Origin of the sequence: Hyunsoonleella flava, assembly GCF_004310325.1 — a bacterium.
GTDB classification, from domain to species: Bacteria; Bacteroidota; Bacteroidia; order Flavobacteriales; family Flavobacteriaceae; genus Jejuia; species Jejuia flava.
On the sequence record NZ_SIRT01000004.1, the window covers coordinates 157,231 to 176,877 of the forward strand.

General features: G+C 34.0%; 12 protein-coding genes. 6 read left to right on the top strand and 6 right to left on the bottom strand.

Annotated elements, in window-relative coordinates:
- Positions 1 to 55: 55 nt before the first annotated feature.
- The 5 genes from EYD45_RS07325 to EYD45_RS07345 are packed head-to-tail and all read right to left on the bottom strand — an operon-like array spanning position 56 to position 6,616.
- Positions 56 to 526: a hypothetical protein gene (locus EYD45_RS07325; RefSeq protein WP_130963888.1), complete on the bottom strand. Its 471-nt coding sequence runs from the start codon at positions 524 to 526 to the stop codon at positions 56 to 58.
- Complete coding sequence (locus EYD45_RS07330; protein WP_130963889.1) at positions 519 to 3,647, bottom strand: non-ribosomal peptide synthetase; 3,129 nt, start codon at positions 3,645 to 3,647, stop codon at positions 519 to 521. Before EYD45_RS07330 ends, EYD45_RS07325 begins: the two co-directional genes overlap by 8 nt.
- A 15-nt stretch (positions 3,648 to 3,662) precedes the next feature.
- Positions 3,663 to 3,899, bottom strand: a complete 237-nt coding sequence (locus EYD45_RS07335; RefSeq protein ID WP_130963890.1) for an acyl carrier protein — start codon at positions 3,897 to 3,899, stop codon at positions 3,663 to 3,665.
- Position 3,900: 1 nt separating this feature from the next.
- Positions 3,901 to 5,463, bottom strand: coding sequence for an amino acid adenylation domain-containing protein (locus EYD45_RS07340; RefSeq protein ID WP_130963891.1), 1,563 nt, complete (start codon positions 5,461 to 5,463; stop codon positions 3,901 to 3,903).
- A gap of 1 nt (position 5,464) precedes the next feature.
- Complete coding sequence (locus EYD45_RS07345; RefSeq protein ID WP_130963892.1) at positions 5,465 to 6,616, bottom strand: acyl-CoA dehydrogenase family protein; 1,152 nt, start codon at positions 6,614 to 6,616, stop codon at positions 5,465 to 5,467.
- A 719-nt stretch (positions 6,617 to 7,335) separates the two neighbouring features.
- Here EYD45_RS07345 and EYD45_RS07350 point away from each other — a divergent pair.
- Complete coding sequence (locus EYD45_RS07350) at positions 7,336 to 8,628, top strand: hypothetical protein (protein WP_165453900.1); 1,293 nt, start codon at positions 7,336 to 7,338, stop codon at positions 8,626 to 8,628.
- A gap of 67 nt (positions 8,629 to 8,695) precedes the next feature.
- Here EYD45_RS07350 and EYD45_RS07355 read toward each other — a convergent pair whose 3' ends face one another.
- Positions 8,696 to 9,760, bottom strand: coding sequence for an ornithine cyclodeaminase family protein (locus EYD45_RS07355; protein ID WP_130963894.1), 1,065 nt, complete (start codon positions 9,758 to 9,760; stop codon positions 8,696 to 8,698).
- Positions 9,761 to 9,997: 237 nt separating this feature from the next.
- On the opposite strand from EYD45_RS07355, the gene EYD45_RS07360 reads away from it, so the two are divergent.
- From EYD45_RS07360 to EYD45_RS07380, 5 genes are read left to right on the top strand one after another with little or no spacing between them, the layout of a single operon-like run.
- The gene (locus EYD45_RS07360) at positions 9,998 to 11,224 is read left to right on the top strand and encodes a HupE/UreJ family protein (protein ID WP_130963895.1); all 1,227 of its coding nucleotides are present in this window, start codon (positions 9,998 to 10,000) and stop codon (positions 11,222 to 11,224) included.
- A 41-nt stretch (positions 11,225 to 11,265) separates the two neighbouring features.
- A complete protein-coding gene (locus tag EYD45_RS07365) occupies positions 11,266 to 14,196 on the top strand; it encodes an amino acid adenylation domain-containing protein (RefSeq protein WP_130963896.1) in 2,931 nt (976 codons plus the stop codon).
- An 18-nt stretch (positions 14,197 to 14,214) separates the two neighbouring features.
- The gene (locus EYD45_RS07370) at positions 14,215 to 15,006 is read left to right on the top strand and encodes a class I SAM-dependent methyltransferase (RefSeq protein ID WP_130963897.1); all 792 of its coding nucleotides are present in this window, start codon (positions 14,215 to 14,217) and stop codon (positions 15,004 to 15,006) included.
- Entirely contained in the window at positions 15,003 to 17,225 is a 2,223-nt protein-coding gene (locus tag EYD45_RS07375; RefSeq protein ID WP_130963898.1) for an acyl carrier protein, read from the top strand. The genes EYD45_RS07370 and EYD45_RS07375 overlap by 4 nt, the downstream gene beginning before the upstream one ends.
- A gap of 11 nt (positions 17,226 to 17,236) precedes the next feature.
- Positions 17,237 to 19,645: a condensation domain-containing protein gene (locus EYD45_RS07380; protein WP_130963899.1), complete on the top strand. Its 2,409-nt coding sequence runs from the start codon at positions 17,237 to 17,239 to the stop codon at positions 19,643 to 19,645.
- Positions 19,646 to 19,647 lie beyond the last annotated feature (2 nt).

Sequence of the window (19,647 nt, forward strand, 5' to 3'; positions counted from 1 at the left end):
TTAATTTTAAATAGATTAGTGTACAGTAATATCCGTACATTTTAGAATAAGAGAATTATATATACTGTGGTGGTTGAATAGGGCTTTTAAGGTAGCCTAAGCGTATTTGTCCAGTTAAGAAAAATGTCATTTTGCTTTGAGTGTTCAGAACAAAAGACAATGATCTTTTATACTTCTGTTTATAACGGGTATGTTTGTCTAATTTTATAATTAAAACGTCAGTGTTTTCAGAGTCGTTCTCAGATTCTGATGCCTTAAAAAGATTATCGATAATATTTAAGACATAATGATTATGAATGTTCGCTGATGTTTCCAAACTATGCTCGGAATGTGCTTGAGCGTTATTCGTAAAAAAAGTGTCTGAATGCGAAATAACATGTTCAGGCATCTCCAATTGATGTGCAATTTTATGAAGAACCTCACTTATTTCACTATGAAGCGGACCGAAAACATAGCAAAAACACATTGCTATGGTTACAGCTTTAACTATAAATGACTTGAAGCCTTTTTTAATTTCTTTACTCATTAAGCAAAGTGGTTATTGTTTGTTCTATATTATTAGCATAAGATGAAATAGTAGGATAATTAAATACATCGGTTATTGACATATCCAATTCCAAAATAGACTTTAGGCGCGATGTAATAGCAATGGCACTTAAAGAATTCCCTCCTATTCTGATAAAATTTTCATTCACACCAATGACCTCTAGTTTTAAAACATCAACCCATACATCATGTACAATTTCCTCAATTTCGTTTTGCGGAGGGATTTTGGTTTTTGGTTTCTCAATATCCTTACGTAAATTTGTTCTGGGCAGTTTTTTTCTATCTACTTTTCCGCTAGGTAAAAGTTCAAAACCATCTAAATGCACGTAAATTTGAGGTACCATGTACTCTGGAAGCCTCTCCTCTAAACCTTTAATAATTAAGGGTTCGTCTACTTGGACACCAACATAAAACGCCACTAGATTTGCATCATCATCAACAGCGACTATGGCCTGAGAAATACCATTTATATTCTCTAATTGCCGTTCTATCTCACCAAGCTCTATTCTAAGGCCCCTTAGTTTTATTTGATTATCTAATCTACCATGAAATTCTATAGCACCATCTTGTCTATATCTAGCCAAATCCCCAGTTTTATACATAGTAGTATTTGGGTTTTTTGAAAATATATCTTTAACGAAACGTTCCTTTGTTAGTCCTTCTCTATTTAAATAACCTTTGGCTACCTGCTTGCCTGCGATATACAATTCTCCAATAACACCAATTGGTAATCGATTTAAAGCGGGGTCGAGAATATACAGTTTAGTATTGGCTACAGGTTTACCTATTGGGATACCATGCTGCAGTTCTTCTTTCTTACAATGCCAGCTAGTAACATCAACCGATGCCTCTGTGGGTCCGTACAAATTATGCACCTCAACATCTAACTTCTCAAAGGTTTTCTGTACAACAGCAACTGAGAGTGATTCCCCGCTACAAAATATCCTAGTTAAGCTTATGCAGTGTTCTATCCCTTCTGTTTGAACAAACACGTTCAACATGGATGGCACAAAGTGAATATTAGTAACTTTATGTTTACGGATGGTACGCACCAATTGCTCTGGGTTTTTATGCCCATTAGGTATTTCAACCACTAACCTAGCGCCTTCTTGTAAAGGCCAGAATAGCTCCCAGACCGATACGTCAAAGGTTATTGGTGTTTTTTGGATAAAGGTATCATTGTTTGAAATGGGATAATCATCATTCATCCAATGAAGCCTGTTACAAATGCCTTCATGATGGCATTTTACACCTTTTGGTTTCCCAGTACTGCCTGATGTATAGATAATATAGGCCAAATCATTTGTTGATAGTTCTACTGAAGGCGTTGTAATTGGAAATTGATGCAAATTAGTATTTAGCGTTTCTGTGGAAACGGTATGAAAATCATGAGTTATGCTTTCATAAATTTCATCATGATTATAAAACAGGAGTTTTACTCCGGCATCTTTTAAGATAAAAGCTAATCGTTTATGAGGTGTCTCAGTATCTATTGGCAAATAAGCGCCACCAGCCTTAATAATACCGTAGATGTAAACCATCATGTCTAAAGACCTGTTTAAGCTCACCGCAATTACATCATTGCAATTTACACCTTTACTAATTAAAAAATGAGCTACTTGATTCGCTTTTTCGTCTAAATCTTTATATGAAAGTTTTTCTCCTTCAAATATCAATGCAGTATTTTCAGGTGATTTTTGGACTTGTTCTTCAAACTTTGTCAATAAGGTTTCATTTCTGGGATACTGCACCTTGGTATTGTTCCAAGATTCAATTTTAGCAATTTCACCATCAGTGGCTATAGACACGGTATCAATCGCTTGATTGGGGTTATCAATAAAAGCATCTAAAACTTTTAAAAAATGCCGCCATGCTATATCCTGTAAATCCGTATCAAAAATTTTAGTATTAAAATCAAAGTAAAGCTTAATGCTTCCAGTGTTATCAAAATCATGCACGTGAAACCTTAAATGATGCCTCGGATCCATGTGCCCTGGATGTACCCAACTTGTGCATACAGGTTTATTATTGAAACAAGTGCCATTGCCGGTATTGATGTAATTATAAAGCACATTGTAGGCCCTGCTCATTTCTACTGTGGAAGCTCCTGTTCGGGCATTTTTCAAAAATGCATTACTTTCCACCTGTATTTTTTTAATTAGGGAAAAGAAGGTCTCACGTGCCTCTATTTTAGCGTAAATTGGAAAACTCTCAACAAAAAAGCCTAATGTGTCTCTAAAACTTTTTTTAGTACGATTGTGCGTTGGAGAGCCAATGACAAAACTTTCTTGACCAGAAATACGGTAAACGTATGCAAAAAGTGCAGTTAAAAAGATATTATAAAGTGTTAAGTCTAAACTCCAGCCTTTTATACCCTTAGCATTGGCCAATTCATTGATCCTTTCTGAACGTTCCATGCCTAAGTTTACTAATATACGTTTGGAATTGGTGCTTAGTAGTGTATCTTTTTTATGATACAATTCTGGGGCAGTAGGAAATATTGATTGTTTTTCTTTCCAATAGGTAGCTGCTTCTAATCCTCCGTCTTGCTCATTTATAATTTCTGTATGGTCTAGAAATGCTTTATAGGAAGGAAACATTTCCACCTCGTCCATTGTATTGGATAATGCTTTTTCATAAAGCTGGGACATTCTTGAAAATAGAATGGTAGTACTGTAGCCATCCGTTATTAAATGATGCTGGTTGATATACCACATAAAATGGTTGCTTGCAAGTTTTATCAAAGCACAATCAAAGAGGCACTGGCTTAGGTTAAAATGAAACTTGACCCTTTCCTTTTCCCAGGTTTTATAAGTTTCAAGAGGATGTTCTTCTGAAGAAAAATCTATAACATCAAGTTCATACTTAATATTCGAGAGACAAATTTGGACGGGTATGCCTTCTTTCTCCATAAAAACGGAGCGCAAGACATCACTTGTCTCAACTAACTTTTGAAACGCAAGCTTGAAATGGGATACTGAAATGGCATCCTTAATCTCATACACCATAATCATGTTATACATTGGAGATTCAGGGTTTAAATCCTGACCAATCCAAAGTAATTGTTGATTTTGGGTTAAAGACAAGTATGTATTATCCATTGCAAGAGTCCTTAATTATTTACTCAAAAGATAGGCACATACACTATCGACGTTCATAAAATTCTCAATCACCATGTCCTCTGGAGGAACTTTTACCATAAATTCTTTCTCCACAAAAGCTATTAGCTGAACCATACCTAAAGAATCTAAAATACCGCTGCCCAACAAATCAGTATCGCTATCAAGATCCTCTTCCATTTCGTTATCAAAAAGCAATTGCTCGTTGATATATTTTAATATTACTTGTTCCATTTTAATTCTTCTTTATAGCAATTATTCTTTTTTTATCTATTTTTCCCGAACTTGTTCTTGGTAAATCCTTTAGTATTTCAAAGTCATCGGGAATGGCATAAATTGCCAAATGTTTTTTACAAAACAGTTTTAATTCCTTGGGCGTTATCACTCTGTCTTCAAAAAGCAATATTGCAGCATAAATTTCTTTTTCATTACCTACATTCAAAACCATTACGGCTGCCTCATTAACATCAGGATGATTGATTAACACCGATTCAATTTCATCCAGGTCTATCCTATATCCTCTAATTTTTACCTGTCTATCATCACGACCCACAAAAAACAAAACACCATTTTCATCTTGATATACAATATCGCCGGTTCTATAATACACATATTCAATGCTTGTATCCAAAGTTTCTCGATAAAGTGACTTCTCTGTAAGTTCTTTGTTCTTCCAGTAACCGCTCATCATTGTTCCAGACCGTATTACCAATTCTCCTTTTTTCCCTAGCTTAGCTTCTTCATCATCAGTATTAAGAATTTTGAAATCGGTATTTCTCCAAACCTTACCAAGAGGAAGCGATTTAATATTAGGAGGTAAACTTTGAAAGTTGTAGTAGGTGCACTGGTTAACTTCAGCAGGTCCATATACATTTGAAAATTTAGCATTAGGCCATTTTTTCATTAGTTCCTTTAAATACTTTAAACCGAAGACCTCACCTCCAAAAAGCACCCATCTTAAAGATGCCATATTTAATTTATCCAGCATTCCAGAATTTAATAGCTGTATTAAAGCCAAAGGAACTGAATACCAAATGGTTATATTTTCATTTCCTATAAGTTGTGCTAAACTACTGGGAAGTTTAGTGTGCGCATCTGACACCAAAACAGTACTGGCTCCCACCAATGGTGCGCTAAAATATCCAAAAGTAGAAATATCAAAGTTAATGGGCGCATGATTGCCCACTCTGTCCTCATGGTTTAAACCATATAAGTCTGATGATAATTTTGCATAAGACAGCCCGCTTTTATGGGTATGCATTATGCCTTTCGGCTCCCCAGTTGAACCTGAAGTAAACATAATGTAGGCCAAGTCGTTTTCTAAAATTTTTATTGGTTGGTATTCTGTCAAATCAATCTTAAATATATCTTCCCATGATATGGTTTTAACAGGAACATCATGTGTTAGCCCTATGATACATTTCAAACTCAAATTATGTCCCAACAACTTCGTAACTTTAGATTTTAGTGTTGGTGAGGAAATTAAAAATGTTATTTCACAATTTTCTAGAACTAATTTTGTCCTGGTATGCGGTGCAGTAAAATCCAATGGTACGTATACTGCTCCTGCTTTCAAAATACCATAAATTGCAATTACAGTTTCCAAGCACCTGTTAAGATAAATGCCTACTCTATCTCCTTTTTTAACCCCAGAATCAATTAAATATTTAGCCAATTGACTAGTTTTTGTATCTAATTGAAAAAAAGTAACGGTATTGGTACTGTTCTTAAAAGCTTCTCGATTTGGATAAAGCTTAGCTGAGTTTTTTACTATATCCGGAAGTGTAAATAACTGCATACTACAAACCTAAAATTTGAGAGATGATATTGCGTTGAATATCTGATGTTCCTGCATAAATTACACCACCAACAGCATCCCTTAAATTGCGCTCTACTTCAAACTCGGTTAGGTAACCAGACCCGCCGTGGCACCTTATGGCATCTAAACTTGAGCTAATAAAGCTTTCGCTTAAGTGTAATTTTAAAAGAGCCGCTTCCATCATAGCAGATTTACCTTGGCTTTTTAACCACGCCACTTTATAAAGTAGTAATCTGGAAGTTTCTAAACGCAACTTCATATCTGCAATTCTGTTTGAAATGGATTGAAATCCTCCAATGGACTGCCCAAATTGCTTTCTGCCTTTTACGAATTTAATAGTATCTTCCAGTTGATATTCCATAGCACCTAATTGGCTCGCCAGAATATTGCACCTATCATACTCTAATGATGCAATGGTAATACTCCAACCTGCGCCCTCCTTACCTAATCTGTTTTCTTCCGGAACAAAGCAATCCTTAAATTCCAAATCACCAATGGGTACGGTTCTTAGACCCATTTTGCTTTTGTTAGCGCTTCGTTTAAATCCTTTAGAATTTGATTCGACTATAAAGCCACTTACTCCCCACTTTCCGAGTTTAGGATTTGTTTTTGCAAAAACCAGCACCATATCGCAAATAGGTCCTAAAGTAATTAATCTCTTAGAGCCATTTAAAAGATAACCACCATCAACTTTAGTGGCTGTGGTCTCCATATTAAAAATATCAGAACCTGCATTAGCTTCAGTCAAACCGTGGCTTCCAATCCATTCTCCTGAAGCCAAAGGTTTTAAATATTTTTCTTTTTGAAACGCATTACCAAACTGGGCAATGGGCAGCTGTACTGTCCACATTTGGGCATTAAGGCTAAATGGCAAACCATTATCCCTACACCCATAACCCAGCCCTTCCATGGCCAAGGTTGCCGTTAAAATATCAATGTCGTCTTCATGCCCACCATACTTTTTTGGACTTGCCAAACCCTGTATGCCAAACTTTGCACATTTGTTCCAATCCTCTCGGGAAAACTCCAGGACATGATCGCGTTCACTAATGGAATTGTTGAGGTTTTGTTCAGCAAATTCAATTACTTTTTTCTTATACTCAATTTGAGCTTTACTCCAAGATAAATCCAAAATAGTAGGTGTTCATTAATATTAAAATTCTTTTAATTGTAAGTATCAATTTAACGAATTTGCAATTACTAAAATACTTTATATTGTTTAGTAAATCAAACCTTTAAACCGTAGCTTAACCATTAATTACTTAAGTTTGACGAAAATAATCGTTAATTTTTCTTCATTATGAAATCTAATGTATTTTTATGAAAAGATATAGATATAACTACATTTCAAGAAACTTCAATTCTACAATTCAGGATTGGATAAGGTTGTTATTTAAAATTGGGACGGTAGTGTACATCAGTTATTTAATTTCTGTTATAATTCACTGTAGTCACGTAACTTGGCAATAAATCAAACACAACAAGTGGAGTATAATATAGCACGATGATATGGACTCGATTTTACAAAAATTTCTCAGCAAAACAAAAGGGATTTTACCAGAGTCATTATTCAAAACACTTCCCTCTTTATTCAATATCTGTCTTCTAGCTATTGTTTTCCTTCTGTTAAATTGGTGGTATCGTGATCTTACTGAGATTTCATCCTCAGATTTCAGTAATTTTGTAATGGTAAAAGAACCTCAACAATATTTTTCCTCTCAGTCTATTTCTCTCTATATTCTTCTATTACTTCTAGTTTTAACTGTTTTTCGCTATAAATTATTGCTTACAAAATGGAGGGATTTATTTGGTGGAAATTTTGTCCGGGCAGTCATAGGGTGTTGCGCGGTTATGCTTTGTTGGATTCATGTTTCTTACCCTCATCTATATTTCATTGATGAATCTGTAATACTTGAAAGAATATGTATTGCAGTATTAACCGGATTAGTTCTATGGAGACCATTTTTTTTAATTCCGTTTCTACTGTATCCTATTATATTTCATTTTGGAGAACCGTTTTTGGTAAATAATTGGAGTGTTACTGAGATGCCAATGCGCTTATTGATACTCTTTGGAGCGCAATTAATTTTATTTTTGATTGTAGGCAAGTTACGTTGGGATATTGGAGCATTTATTTTTTTATTATTTGGTGTTTTAATGGGCAACTATTTTCCGGCTGGTTTGGGTAAGTTACTTTTAGGATGGCTTTCAAGGTACCATCTTTACTTGTTCCTTCCAGGTATGTATGCAGATGGTTGGATGGGATTTCTTAGCGAAGAAACGATTTCCCAAACAACTCGATTTCTCGCAAAATTCAATATGCCATTTAAAGTAATTGCCATTCTTTTAGAATTCGGTTGTATTTTTTTCTTAATCCGAAAGGTAAAATCAATAACTTTTTTCCTAATCGGTTTCGTTTTATTTCATTTCGTAGTTTTTTTACTTACGGGGATAGGTTTTTTGCCATGGGTATTGGTTGAGTTAATATTGCTTTATGGGTTTTACAAAAAAAATGTTCTACATAAAGTTGTTAAAAATTACACGAAGTGGCATATAATTTTATCCATTTTTATGGTTGTAGGTTCTCCGGTTTGGCTCATGTGTTCGGTTTATGCGTGGTATGAGTCTCCCATTAATTATGTTTACGAATTTGAAGTTGAAGATGAATTTGGCGATACTTCGTATGTGCCCACCGAGCTTTTTTGGCCTAAGTATTTTGAATTTCACAGATATAATTTTCACTATCTACGCAATAAACAAACGCTTAACATCAGTTGGGTAACCGTTGGAGAAAAAGAGTTGCTCCACGATTTGATTACCTCCAAATCTGCTGAAGAAATATTTGCTGTAGAACATAAATATGGGGGAAATAAGTTTAACCAAAATCTGTCTTCAGATTTTGATACATATTTTAGTAAATTCATCAATGATAGAGACACTTATAAATTAAGAAAAAATCCTTGGTTGACAGGCATCTCAGCACCTCCGCAACGAATATCAATGAACAACAAGGATAACCTCTACCAAGGGAATACTAAAATTGTTAAGCTAACCATACATCAAAAACTTTCGTATTTTGATGGAGAAACTTACCAAATTATAAGAGAGAGGCCCGTATATTACTTAAATATTAATTCTGAATAGCATAGTGTTAAACAAATCTCCTAAATACGAAATCAAGACATAAGGTAACTAATTGTAGAAGACGCTATTAAACATTAGCCTTATGTTTAATAAAATGATAAGGATTTTTTACATCCTTACTAATATTTTCAAGTGAAATATCAATACCTATACTAAATTCCTTTGCCAAATCCATAAATAAATCCATAACCACTTGGTCCTCTAATGCTAGACCTGTAGAATCGAAAACTGTTAGTGAATTTCTTTGCTCTTTAAAGGCATCATAATTTTGAATAATACCTACCAAATCTGAACCAATCTCATCATCACTAAGTTGCTGGCACTCTCCTTCAATTTTTGCTTGCATTGTAAAATCTGGGCATACAAAACTATTGCGTAATAATGATAAAGGCAATTCAATTTTTCCTGGAAAGTCTGATCCAATGGCATTTATGTGTAGGTGTTCTTTAACATCATATTTATCAAACAAAGGCCCCTCACCAACATCAATAGAAGTAGCAGTACAAACAATATCACTTTCTTGTAAAATACTTTGAATATTAGATGATACAACTTCAATATTCAAATCAAGAATTTCAATTCTTTTACTAAAAGAATCCATACATTCTACATCCGTATCAAAAATCAAAACTTTTTTTATTGGAAATAGTCTAGATATTGCATGCAATTGGGTAATACACTGTGCGCCACAACCAACCAGACCAAGTGTTTCACTCTTAGGGTGTGCAAGATACTTTGTGGCAACTGCAGATGCTGCACCAGTTCTAAGTGCTGTAAGCAATACACCATCGGCTAAACCTTTTAAGTGTCCTGTTTTTGTATCATAAGACGAAATAGTTGACAGAATTGTAGGTAAATTGAAATTAGCTGGATTTTTGGGATGATACCCAACAACTTTAATAACAACTTCTTCACCTTTTTTATAAACTGGCATCCATTCTACTAATCCGGGGTTGTCATTAGTATAATTAAAACCCGAACGTATTGGAATAGTTGTTTCTTCAGGATTAAAGTTTTTAAATTCATTTATGAGCCTAAAGATCAAGTCGTCCATTAACCTGTTTTTCCCATAGTCATTCATTATAGAATTAACATCGGTGGCAGACAATAACAGCGTAGTAATTTTGCTCATAGCTTTATTAAAACGCACTTGCAAAGGGTTATCAGCAAGCGTTTTTTTTGAAATTTAAAGATTTTTATGAAATAAATTACTCAAATGCTACATGTTTCGACAAGTGGCTGTATTTTCAAGACATTGAACATTTATATTTCTAAAAAGCAGTATTTAATCGATTATTTGGGGATTTTAATATTTTGGAAAGTATTTTTCTTTACTTGTATAAAAAATTGCCAACCTTAAACCAGTAACATGATGAAATGTGATTTTAATAAGAAAACTAGTTTTTTTATTGCCCTTTTTCTTTTCTTACCACTTATAGTTCTTAGTCATATTCCCAATCAAAGTTATATTTTCCTCAGAATTTATGAGACAAATGGTATTCACGGAAGGTTTGAGATAAACACTAGGGAAATCAATAAGATTTTTGGTAGTAGTTTTGATGATTCTGCTACTCTGGAAGATATTCAACCATACATTGAAGATATTCAAGCGTACTTATTGAGTCATAGCAATTTTTCGTCAGAAACAGGAAACCATAAAGTAATTTTTGGAGAAGTGGGTATGTTCGAATTTAATTTAGGCGATTTTGTTCAATTGCATTTTCAGTTGGAAAATACCGAAAAGGTACCTGATGAATTACAGGTGACCTATGATGCCGTTTTTGAAAAAGATAATACGCATCGCGGTTACTTGATAACGGAATATAACTGGAGGGCTGGTGTAATTAACGAAGAACGAAATATTACCCTAGACTTTGCACCCGGAAGCGCGACAGACACCATGGATTTGAACAAATACTCGGTCTGGAACGGATTTTATGCCATGATAAAACAAGGCGTTTGGCATATTTGGATTGGTCTGGATCATATTCTATTTCTTTTGGCTCTAATTTTACCATCTGTTGTAAGAAGGAAGAGCAGCAGTATTTTTGGCTGGGAACCGGTAATGACATTTAAGTCGGCTTTTCTATACATAATTAAAGTTGTTACCTTTTTTACTATTGCCCACACTATAACACTTACTCTTGCTTCATTAGAAATTGTAATGTTGCCATCAAGACTTGTTGAATCCATAATTGCTTTCTCCATAGGTTTAGCGGCATACCATAACATCAAACCCATTTTTAAAATGAGAGACTGGATTATTGCTTTTATTTTTGGGTTATTTCACGGGTTTGGTTTTGCCAGTGTTTTAAGTGATTTAGGTTTAACTGGTGAATTTTTAACACTTTCGCTTTTAGGCTTCAACGTAGGTGTAGAAATCGGTCAGTTAGTGATTATTGCAGCTATTTTCCCTATCCTCTATTTCATAAGAAAACGTAATTTTTATCCCAAGCTTTTGGTATTCTTGTCTGGATTATTAATCATAATCTCCTTATATTGGTGTATTGAAAGAGTTTTTGACATCAATTTACCACTGGACGAACAGATATTTCAGTTGCTGTATAAAGTGGCTAAAGCTACAGGATTAAAATAAATTGCACTTGAAAATTTTCAAAATAAAATTTTCAAAATACTATGTCTGAAAAAGAAAAAAGTAAAGCCTCTTTGCTAGAGAGGTGGAAAAACAAAAAAAAACAGGAAAAGCAGTTAACCAGCAAAATTAGCAAAGTTCCTGAAGGTATCCACATACCTTTATCTTACGGACAAAAACGTTTGTGGTTCTTGCAGCAAATGTACCCTAATAGCCCGTTTTACAACTACTCAGAAGTTTATATACTTAGTGGCAAACTTAACGTAGAAATTTTAAAACAAGCTTTATCAAAGATTTATGAAAGACACGATGTTTTAAAAAGCACATATCATGAGGAAAATGGTAAGATATATCAAGTGGTAAATGAAGATATCCCTTTTGAAATAAATGAATATGATGTTTCAGCCCCAGATGGTAAAACTTCAAAAACTAAGGCACAAAATATCCTTAATAAGTATACAAAACATAGTTTTGATCTACAAAATGGCCCTTTGCTTAAAGTGTGTATTATAAAATTAGGAGCAAAGAAACATTATCTCCAATTAAGTATGCACCATATTGTTACCGATGAGTGGAGTATGATAATTTTTAGGAAACAACTTTCTGAATACTACATAAAGCTTCTCGCTGGGAAAAGTGTGACCGGTAAAAAAAACAACATTCAGTTTACCGACTATGCTTACTGGGAATCTAAACAGAGCTTAAAATCTAAAAATAAAGAGTATTGGAAACATAAGCTTTCAGGGGAAATTCCAGTTTTAAATCTCCCAACAGATTATACACGACCTATAAAATCAACCTTTAAGGGAAAACTATCACCAAAGGAAAGTTTTAGTAAACAGTTTTCCCAAAGAATATTTGATACGGCAAATAAACTGGACATAACACCTTTTGTGCTAATACTATCTGTGTATTATGTTATGCTTTACAGATCTAGCGGACAAAAGGATATTTTGGTGGGTTCGCCAGTCACGGATAGAGATAATTCGTCACTCGAAAGTGTTTTTGGTTTTTTTCTTAATACACTTGTACTGAGGGTTAAAATAACTCCTAGCATAACATTTAGAGATTTTGTAGAACATGTAAAACAAACAACTCTCGAGGCTATAAGTCATAAAAACATGCCCTTTAGCGAGCTAGTTAAAGTTATAAAAGTCGAGCGTCGTTCGTCCACCAATCCTTTTTTTAGGGTAATGTTTGTTTATAATGAACCTCTTAAAACACCGTCGTTTGGAGAAAATTTAGAAGTAGAACATAAGTTTTTGGATCCTAAAGTTTCAAAATTTGATTTAACATTGTTTGTTTCTGAAGAAGGTGGAGCGTTGAGCTATAGATTTGAATATTCAACAGAGTTATTTACCACTTCAAGCATTGATAGGTTTCAAAACTACTTCAACAACGTATTACAAGGAATAGTGTTCAACTCTGAGTTAAAAATTCAAAACATACCTATACTTGCCCAAAACGAGAAAAATTTGCTTTTTGGGAATACAAAGATTTATGAAAATCATTTCAAAGCGTTTAATGGTATACACCAGATAATTGAGCAATATGCCCAAAGTACTCCATACGCTAGAGCCGTTACCTACAAAAAAGAGCATTTAACCTATAAAGAGCTCAATGAAAAGGCTAATGCTATAGGCAAAGAACTCATATCCAATAATTCAACGGAAAATCATGTTATAGGCTTATGCATTGAAAGATCTACAGACATGATTGTGGGCATACTGGCCATATTAAAATCTGGAAGCTCCTATTTACCATTGGATCCAGAATACCCAAAGGAGCGTATAGACTTTATGATAGAAGATGCTGAGGTTAAAACAATTTTAACCACACAGGCTTTTTCAGATAAGTTTGCACATAGCAAAGCCGCTAAAGTTTACATTGACACCAAAGAAAGAAGTGTTTCTATTGACAATATCAATTTTCCAAAATCCAAGGCTTCAAATTTAGCATATATTATCTACACGTCAGGAAGTACGGGAAAACCTAAAGGTGTACCAATTACGCATAAAAATATTATGAGTTCAACCGAGGGAAGACTTAGCTTTTATGATAAAAATCCATCGGCGTTTCTACTAATGTCATCTATATCTTTTGATAGTTCAAAGGCTGGTATTTTTTGGACACTATGTACAGGTGGTAATTTAGTAATTGCTGAAAAACGTATTGAACAGGATATAGATAAATTAGGGGACATGATAGATGAAAACAACATTAGCCATACCCTGATGCTACCATCGCTCTATAAACTAATGCTTCAGTATGTTAATATTACCAAACTGAAAAGCCTTACACACGTAATGGTTGCAGGAGAAGCCTGTAGCGCTAACCTTTGTATTGAACATTTTGAAAAATTGCCTAGTACTAATTTATATAATGAGTACGGTCCTACAGAAGGCAGTGTTTGGTGTATTGCCCATAAAATAAAACAAGAGAATATTGATGACGGAATAATTCCTATTGGCGAGCCTGTTGCAAATTCAAAAATATATTTGTTAGATGAACAGCTAAATCCTGTGCCATTTAGTATTGTAGGCGAAATTTATCTAGGAGGCCCCGGATTAACATCAGGTTATATTAAAAGACCTGATTTAAATCAAAAAGCATTTATTATCAACCCTTTCAATCCACCTGAAAAGCTTTATAAAACGGGAGATCTAGCAAAATATAACAGAAATAAAAAATTAGAATTTTTAGGACGAAGCGATCAACAAATAAAAATAAGAGGCTATAGAGTTGAACTAAGTGAAATTGAAAAAGTAATTGCAGCATACAGCGATGATATAGATGATACGTTTGTTTTAATTGAAAACAATAACTCTGAGCTACCAGGTGGTATCGACATCATTGTCAATCTGGAAGAAAACATAAATAGGCTCATTGAACAAATAAGTATAAAGGAAATTGAAAACATGATTTCTTCGGTAAAAGCGTTAAGTAACGAACAAAAAAATACTTACTTAACATAACCAATTAGATATACAGCTATGAGAAAAATTAAACGATCTAGAGCATTTGAAATAGTACTTAATGTAACTGATGATGATTTTATAAATCCTCCAAAAGAAGCTCAGAGAAATGCAGTGATTAATCGAGCCTTAAAAGAATTTGTAGGTAATTTGAATATTTTAAATGAGCAAACTAAGCACTTCGTGCCCGGTGAGACGGTGCATGCCACAAAGAAGGATAGGTCTCAAATAACTCTTGAGGCTCAAGAAATTATGGAAGATTGGCAAATCCCCCTTATGAAAGAAATGGCCAAAACAATTGCTGAAGATGGTGGAGATATTTTAGAAATTGGTTTTGGAAGAGGCATATCAGCGGAAATGATAATGGCATACCCCATCGCTTCTTATACCACAATTGAGTGTAATAATACCGTTGTAGATACCTATTATAAACCGTTTGAGGCTAAACATAGCAACAAAAATGTAAAACTGTACCATGGCCTGTGGCAAGACCATATAGATTATGTTGGCAAATACGATGGCATATTATTTCATACTTATCCGTTAAACGATGATGAATATATGCAGTACGTTAATGGCAGTATCACTTTTGCCGAACATTTTTTTGAACATGCCTCAAACCACTTAAAACCAGGTGGTGCGTTTACCTATTTCTCGAATGAAATAAATTCTTTAAGCAGAGAACACCAGCAGTTGTTGTTAAAACATTTTTCCTCATTTAGTATACAAGCACTTCCCCTATCTATTCCAGATGATGTTAAAGACACTTGGTGGGCAAACAGTATTGCAGTGATTAAAGCAGTGAAATGACAAAACAGGAACTAGTACAAAAAATAAATGAACTCTCATCTGACGAGAAAAAGTTACTTGCCTACAAGTTAAATGAGGCTTTACATTCAAAACCTAAGGATAAGGGCGAAGACTCTTCAAAGAAAATAATAGCATTTCTGAAGGCTAATAATTCTTTAAACAAAGAAAATCTTAAAACTTACTTAAGGAAAGAGCTTCCAGAATATATGATACCATCTTCAATTGAAATTTTGAAAGAAATACCATTACTTCCCAATGGAAAGGTGGATAAAAATAGTTTACTCAAAATTAAAGAGAAAACTATACCAGTACAAGATACCCATGACATTTTTGCAACATCAAAAAATGAGATAGAACAAAAGTTGGTAAAAATATGGGAAGATGTTTTAGGGTTTGAGCCCATAAGTACAAACGATAACTTTTTTGAAATTGGTGGCGACTCCATATTGAGTATTCAAATTATATCAAGAGCTCGTAATGAAGGTATTGATTTAAAAGCGAATCAGTTATTCGAAAACCAAACTATAGCAGAACTTGCGCTTATAGCAAGTCAAAGCACAGATTCTGAGGATGAAAAAGATGACACCAAAATCATTCAGGATAAGCTCGTTAACATTTGGGAAGAGGTTTTAGGATTTTCTCCAATTCATACAAACGATAACTTTTTTGAAATTGGTGGAGATTCTATTTTAAGCATTCAAATAATTGCCAAGGCACGTAAAGTAGGTATTGAACTAAAAGTTAATCATTTATTTGAAAATCAAACTATAGAAGCACTATCGCAAGTTGCCAGTATCCCGGGCGATAAGGATTTAGTAACTAATAAAAATGTAGAACTTAAAGGAGAAGTCCCCCTAACCCCAATTCAACATTGGTTTTTTGAAACGCATAAAAAAGCACCGCACTATTGGAATCAAATTATAGAGCTACACAATATCGATAACATAACAAGCGGAACCCTTGAAAATATATCAGAACAAATTATTGCCACTCATGAAGCACTACGGTTAGGTTTTAAAAATAACTCCGGAAAGTGGACTGCATTTATTAAGCCCGCAGCACAAACAAAAGTGTTTTACAAAATTAATGTAACCGGGCAGTCTGCAAACGAACAAAATGATAGAATAAATACAGAATTACTAAAGCTACAGCACGAAACAGATTTAGCTAAAGACAGCCTATTTAAGGTTTTATATTTTGATTGCAATTCAATTCAAACCAATAAAATAATTATTGTTGCGCATCATTTAGTTGTGGATCATATATCTTGGAATATTATTTTTAATGACATTAAAAGTGCCTTAAGTGATACAACTTCAAAACAAAATCATAGAACGACAATAAAAGATTGGAGCGATTACCTTATTCAACTATCAAAACATGTAGATTTCAAAGAGTTGAAATATTGGGAGTCACAATTAGTTGAACACCAAAAGCTCCCGACCGATTATACTTCTGGAGTTTCTGTCTTTGCCGAAGATACCACTTTTACACATTCAGTTGAGTTGTATAAAGAGCAAACCGAGAATTTAGTTAACAATGCAAATTCAGCCTACAATACTACAATTGAAGATTTGTTAATTACGGCACTAATTGCTACCATTGGTAACTGGAGCAATTTAGAACGCATCACCTTAGGTATAGAAAAACAAGGACGTACCATAAAAGATTTGGAAATGGATTTTTCCAATACAGTCGGTTGGTTTACATCTTATTTTCCTGTTACATTAAACTCTATTAATGTTGAAGATACAACACTAATTATAAAAACAACCAAAGAGCAACTAAGAGCTATACCAAACAATGGCATAGGCTTTGGTATTTTAAAATACCTCGCCAACAATAATGAGGTATTAGATAAAATAAAGCCAAAAATTCTATTTAACTATCTTGGTAAATCTACCAAATCTCATAACAAAAATGCACTAGACCATTCCTTTGCAAAAGGTCTATTATCAAGATATCCGGAGAGTGAACGCCACTATGAAATTGAAATTAATGCATATATTACAGATGGAAAATTGATTGCCAACTGGAGTTTTGCCAAAACTCTTTATAAAGAGAGTACCGCCATAATGCTAGCCAATACGTTTATAAGTTACTTAAATAGTATCATTCAACATTGTTTGAGTAAAGAAGGCGTATCTTATACGCCTTCAGATTTCTCCGAAGTAGATCTTGATCAAGATGATCTAGATAATCTTTTAAGCCAATTTTAACCAAAATCTTAATGGGAACAAATACAACTAAATCATCAGTAGAAGCCATTTACCCTCTAAGCTACATGCAACAAGGGATGTTGATGCACCATTTATCCAATGATGTAGATCAAGGCTTTTTAAATACTGAATGCTGCTTAAAAGGTGATTTAAAGCTTGATGTTTTCAAACAGGCTTGTACCATTGTTCTTAAAAGGCACGAAGTTTTGCGCGCCACCATTCATTGGAAAAATTTAGAAAAGCCCGTTCAAGTTATCCATAAGGAGAAAGAAATTGATATTAGGTATTTAGATTGGGAAAAACTATCTGAAGAAGAGCAAAAAAGTAAATGGAAAACTTTAAAGTACAGCTCTTCCTTAGAAAAGGCGCCACTAGAAAAAGGTGCTTTACTGAACATTAGCATTATCAAATTATCCAGTAAGCTCCACAAACTTTTGTGGCCCATGCACCATATTCTATTGGATGGATGGTCTGCTAGTTTGCTTATTAAGGATATTTTGAATTGTTACAACACGATTCATAATGGTGAAGCTATTACGGTACAGCCGTTGCCAAATTACAAAGCATACTTAAATTACATTAAAAGCTTACCAGAAGAAAATGCAAAGACTTTTTGGGGCAACTATTTAAAAGATTTTAAAAATGCATCCCTTTTCAGCAATATAAAGATCAACAAAAAAGAAGATGTACAAGAAACATTTTCCACAAATAGTTTTTCGCTTACAGAGGAAGCCACAGCAAAACTAAAAACCTATTGCAAACAACATAAAATAACAACAAATATATTTATACAAAGTGTTTGGTCTCTTGTATTAGCGTTATATTTTAATAAAACCGACGTAACCCATGGCAATACCGTTTCTGGAAGAAGTGGAGATTTCGCAAGTCTGGATAAAATGACTGGTATGTTTATGAACGTACAGCCTGTACGTGGAAAAATTGATTCAGAGTTAGACTTTCCAAGTTGGTTTGCCTCAATACAAAAATTACATTTTGAAGCCAGAAACTACGAACATACTAGCCTCGATAAGCTTTACTCTTATTGTGATTGGCCAGAACACGCCACTATGTTTGACAGCCTTATAGTTTTTGAAAATTACCCAACTATAAATGAAAAAAAGGCTGGTCTTGAAGCCATAAATATAAAAAGTGGACTAACATCTACCTATTCCGTAACTTTAGCTATATTACCAAATAATTGCATGGAATTTGTACTTACCACTAGCACAACTTATATAAATACAGATACAGCACAATGGATTGTAAATACTTTAGAAAAAGCTATTTCGCTAATTATTTTGGGAGAAGTTACTACTTATAAAGCTTTAAAATCCCACCTAGAGCCCTTTAAACAATTTTCATCAACTACTGAGACTGCTTCAAGTGCAACCAATCAAGGCCATAATGTACCTAAAAACAAAACCGAACTGCAACTTTTACAAATATGGGAGCATGTTTTAGGCATTAATAACATAAGTACTACGTCCAATTTTTTTGAGTTAGGAGGCAAGTCGCTTATAGCAGTTAAACTATTTTCAATCATTAATAAAACCTTCAAAACAAAATTATCTGCAACGGCGCTTTTGGAATATCCATCCATAGAGCTTCTCTCTAACCATATACTTTCAGGAACTAAAAGTGAATCGTTTCAATTTATAGTACCTATCCGCTCTTCAGGCGATAAGAAACCTATTTTTTGCCTACACGGTGGCGGTGGGTATGTGATTTTTTTCAACCCCCTTGTGCAAGCTTTAGAAAATGATATTCCTGTTTACGCCTTACAGCCCGCGGGCATCAATAGCAGTAATGAAATGCACAATAGCTTAGAAGAAATGGCTATAGACTATGCTAAGGAAATAAAAGCCGTACAACCTAGTGGCCCTTACAATTTGTTAAGTTATTGTTTTAGTACTGGCCTAGGAATAGAAATAGCAAATATTTTTAAAGCTGAAGGTGAAGAAACCAACCTTGTAGTGATAGATAGCATCATAAAGCAAGAGGATTTTACAAGCCCAGATAGAATTAAAATGCGCATTAGCGGGTTTTTGGGCAGAATACGTAAAAACCCAGTAAACGCCATTAAACTTATGGTCTTAAATCAGTACTACAAATTCATACATCCGATAGTTTCAAACCTTTTTGCCTCTAAAAGCGACAAACATCTTGAGAAGTTAAAACTTAACCTAAGAAAGATTTATATAAAATATGGTTGGGATAAAAATCACCCAGACAATGTTTTGTTAATCCTATCCGATAAAGCCGATAAAAACTTAAACCATACCTACATTAACTCTTGGAAAAGCATTACAGATGGAAAAGTTAATGTGAAGCACACCAATGGCAAACACCATCAACTATTCACAGTTCCATATATTTACAGTATAGCAAAAACAATTGAGGCTGAAATTTACAAACACTAAAC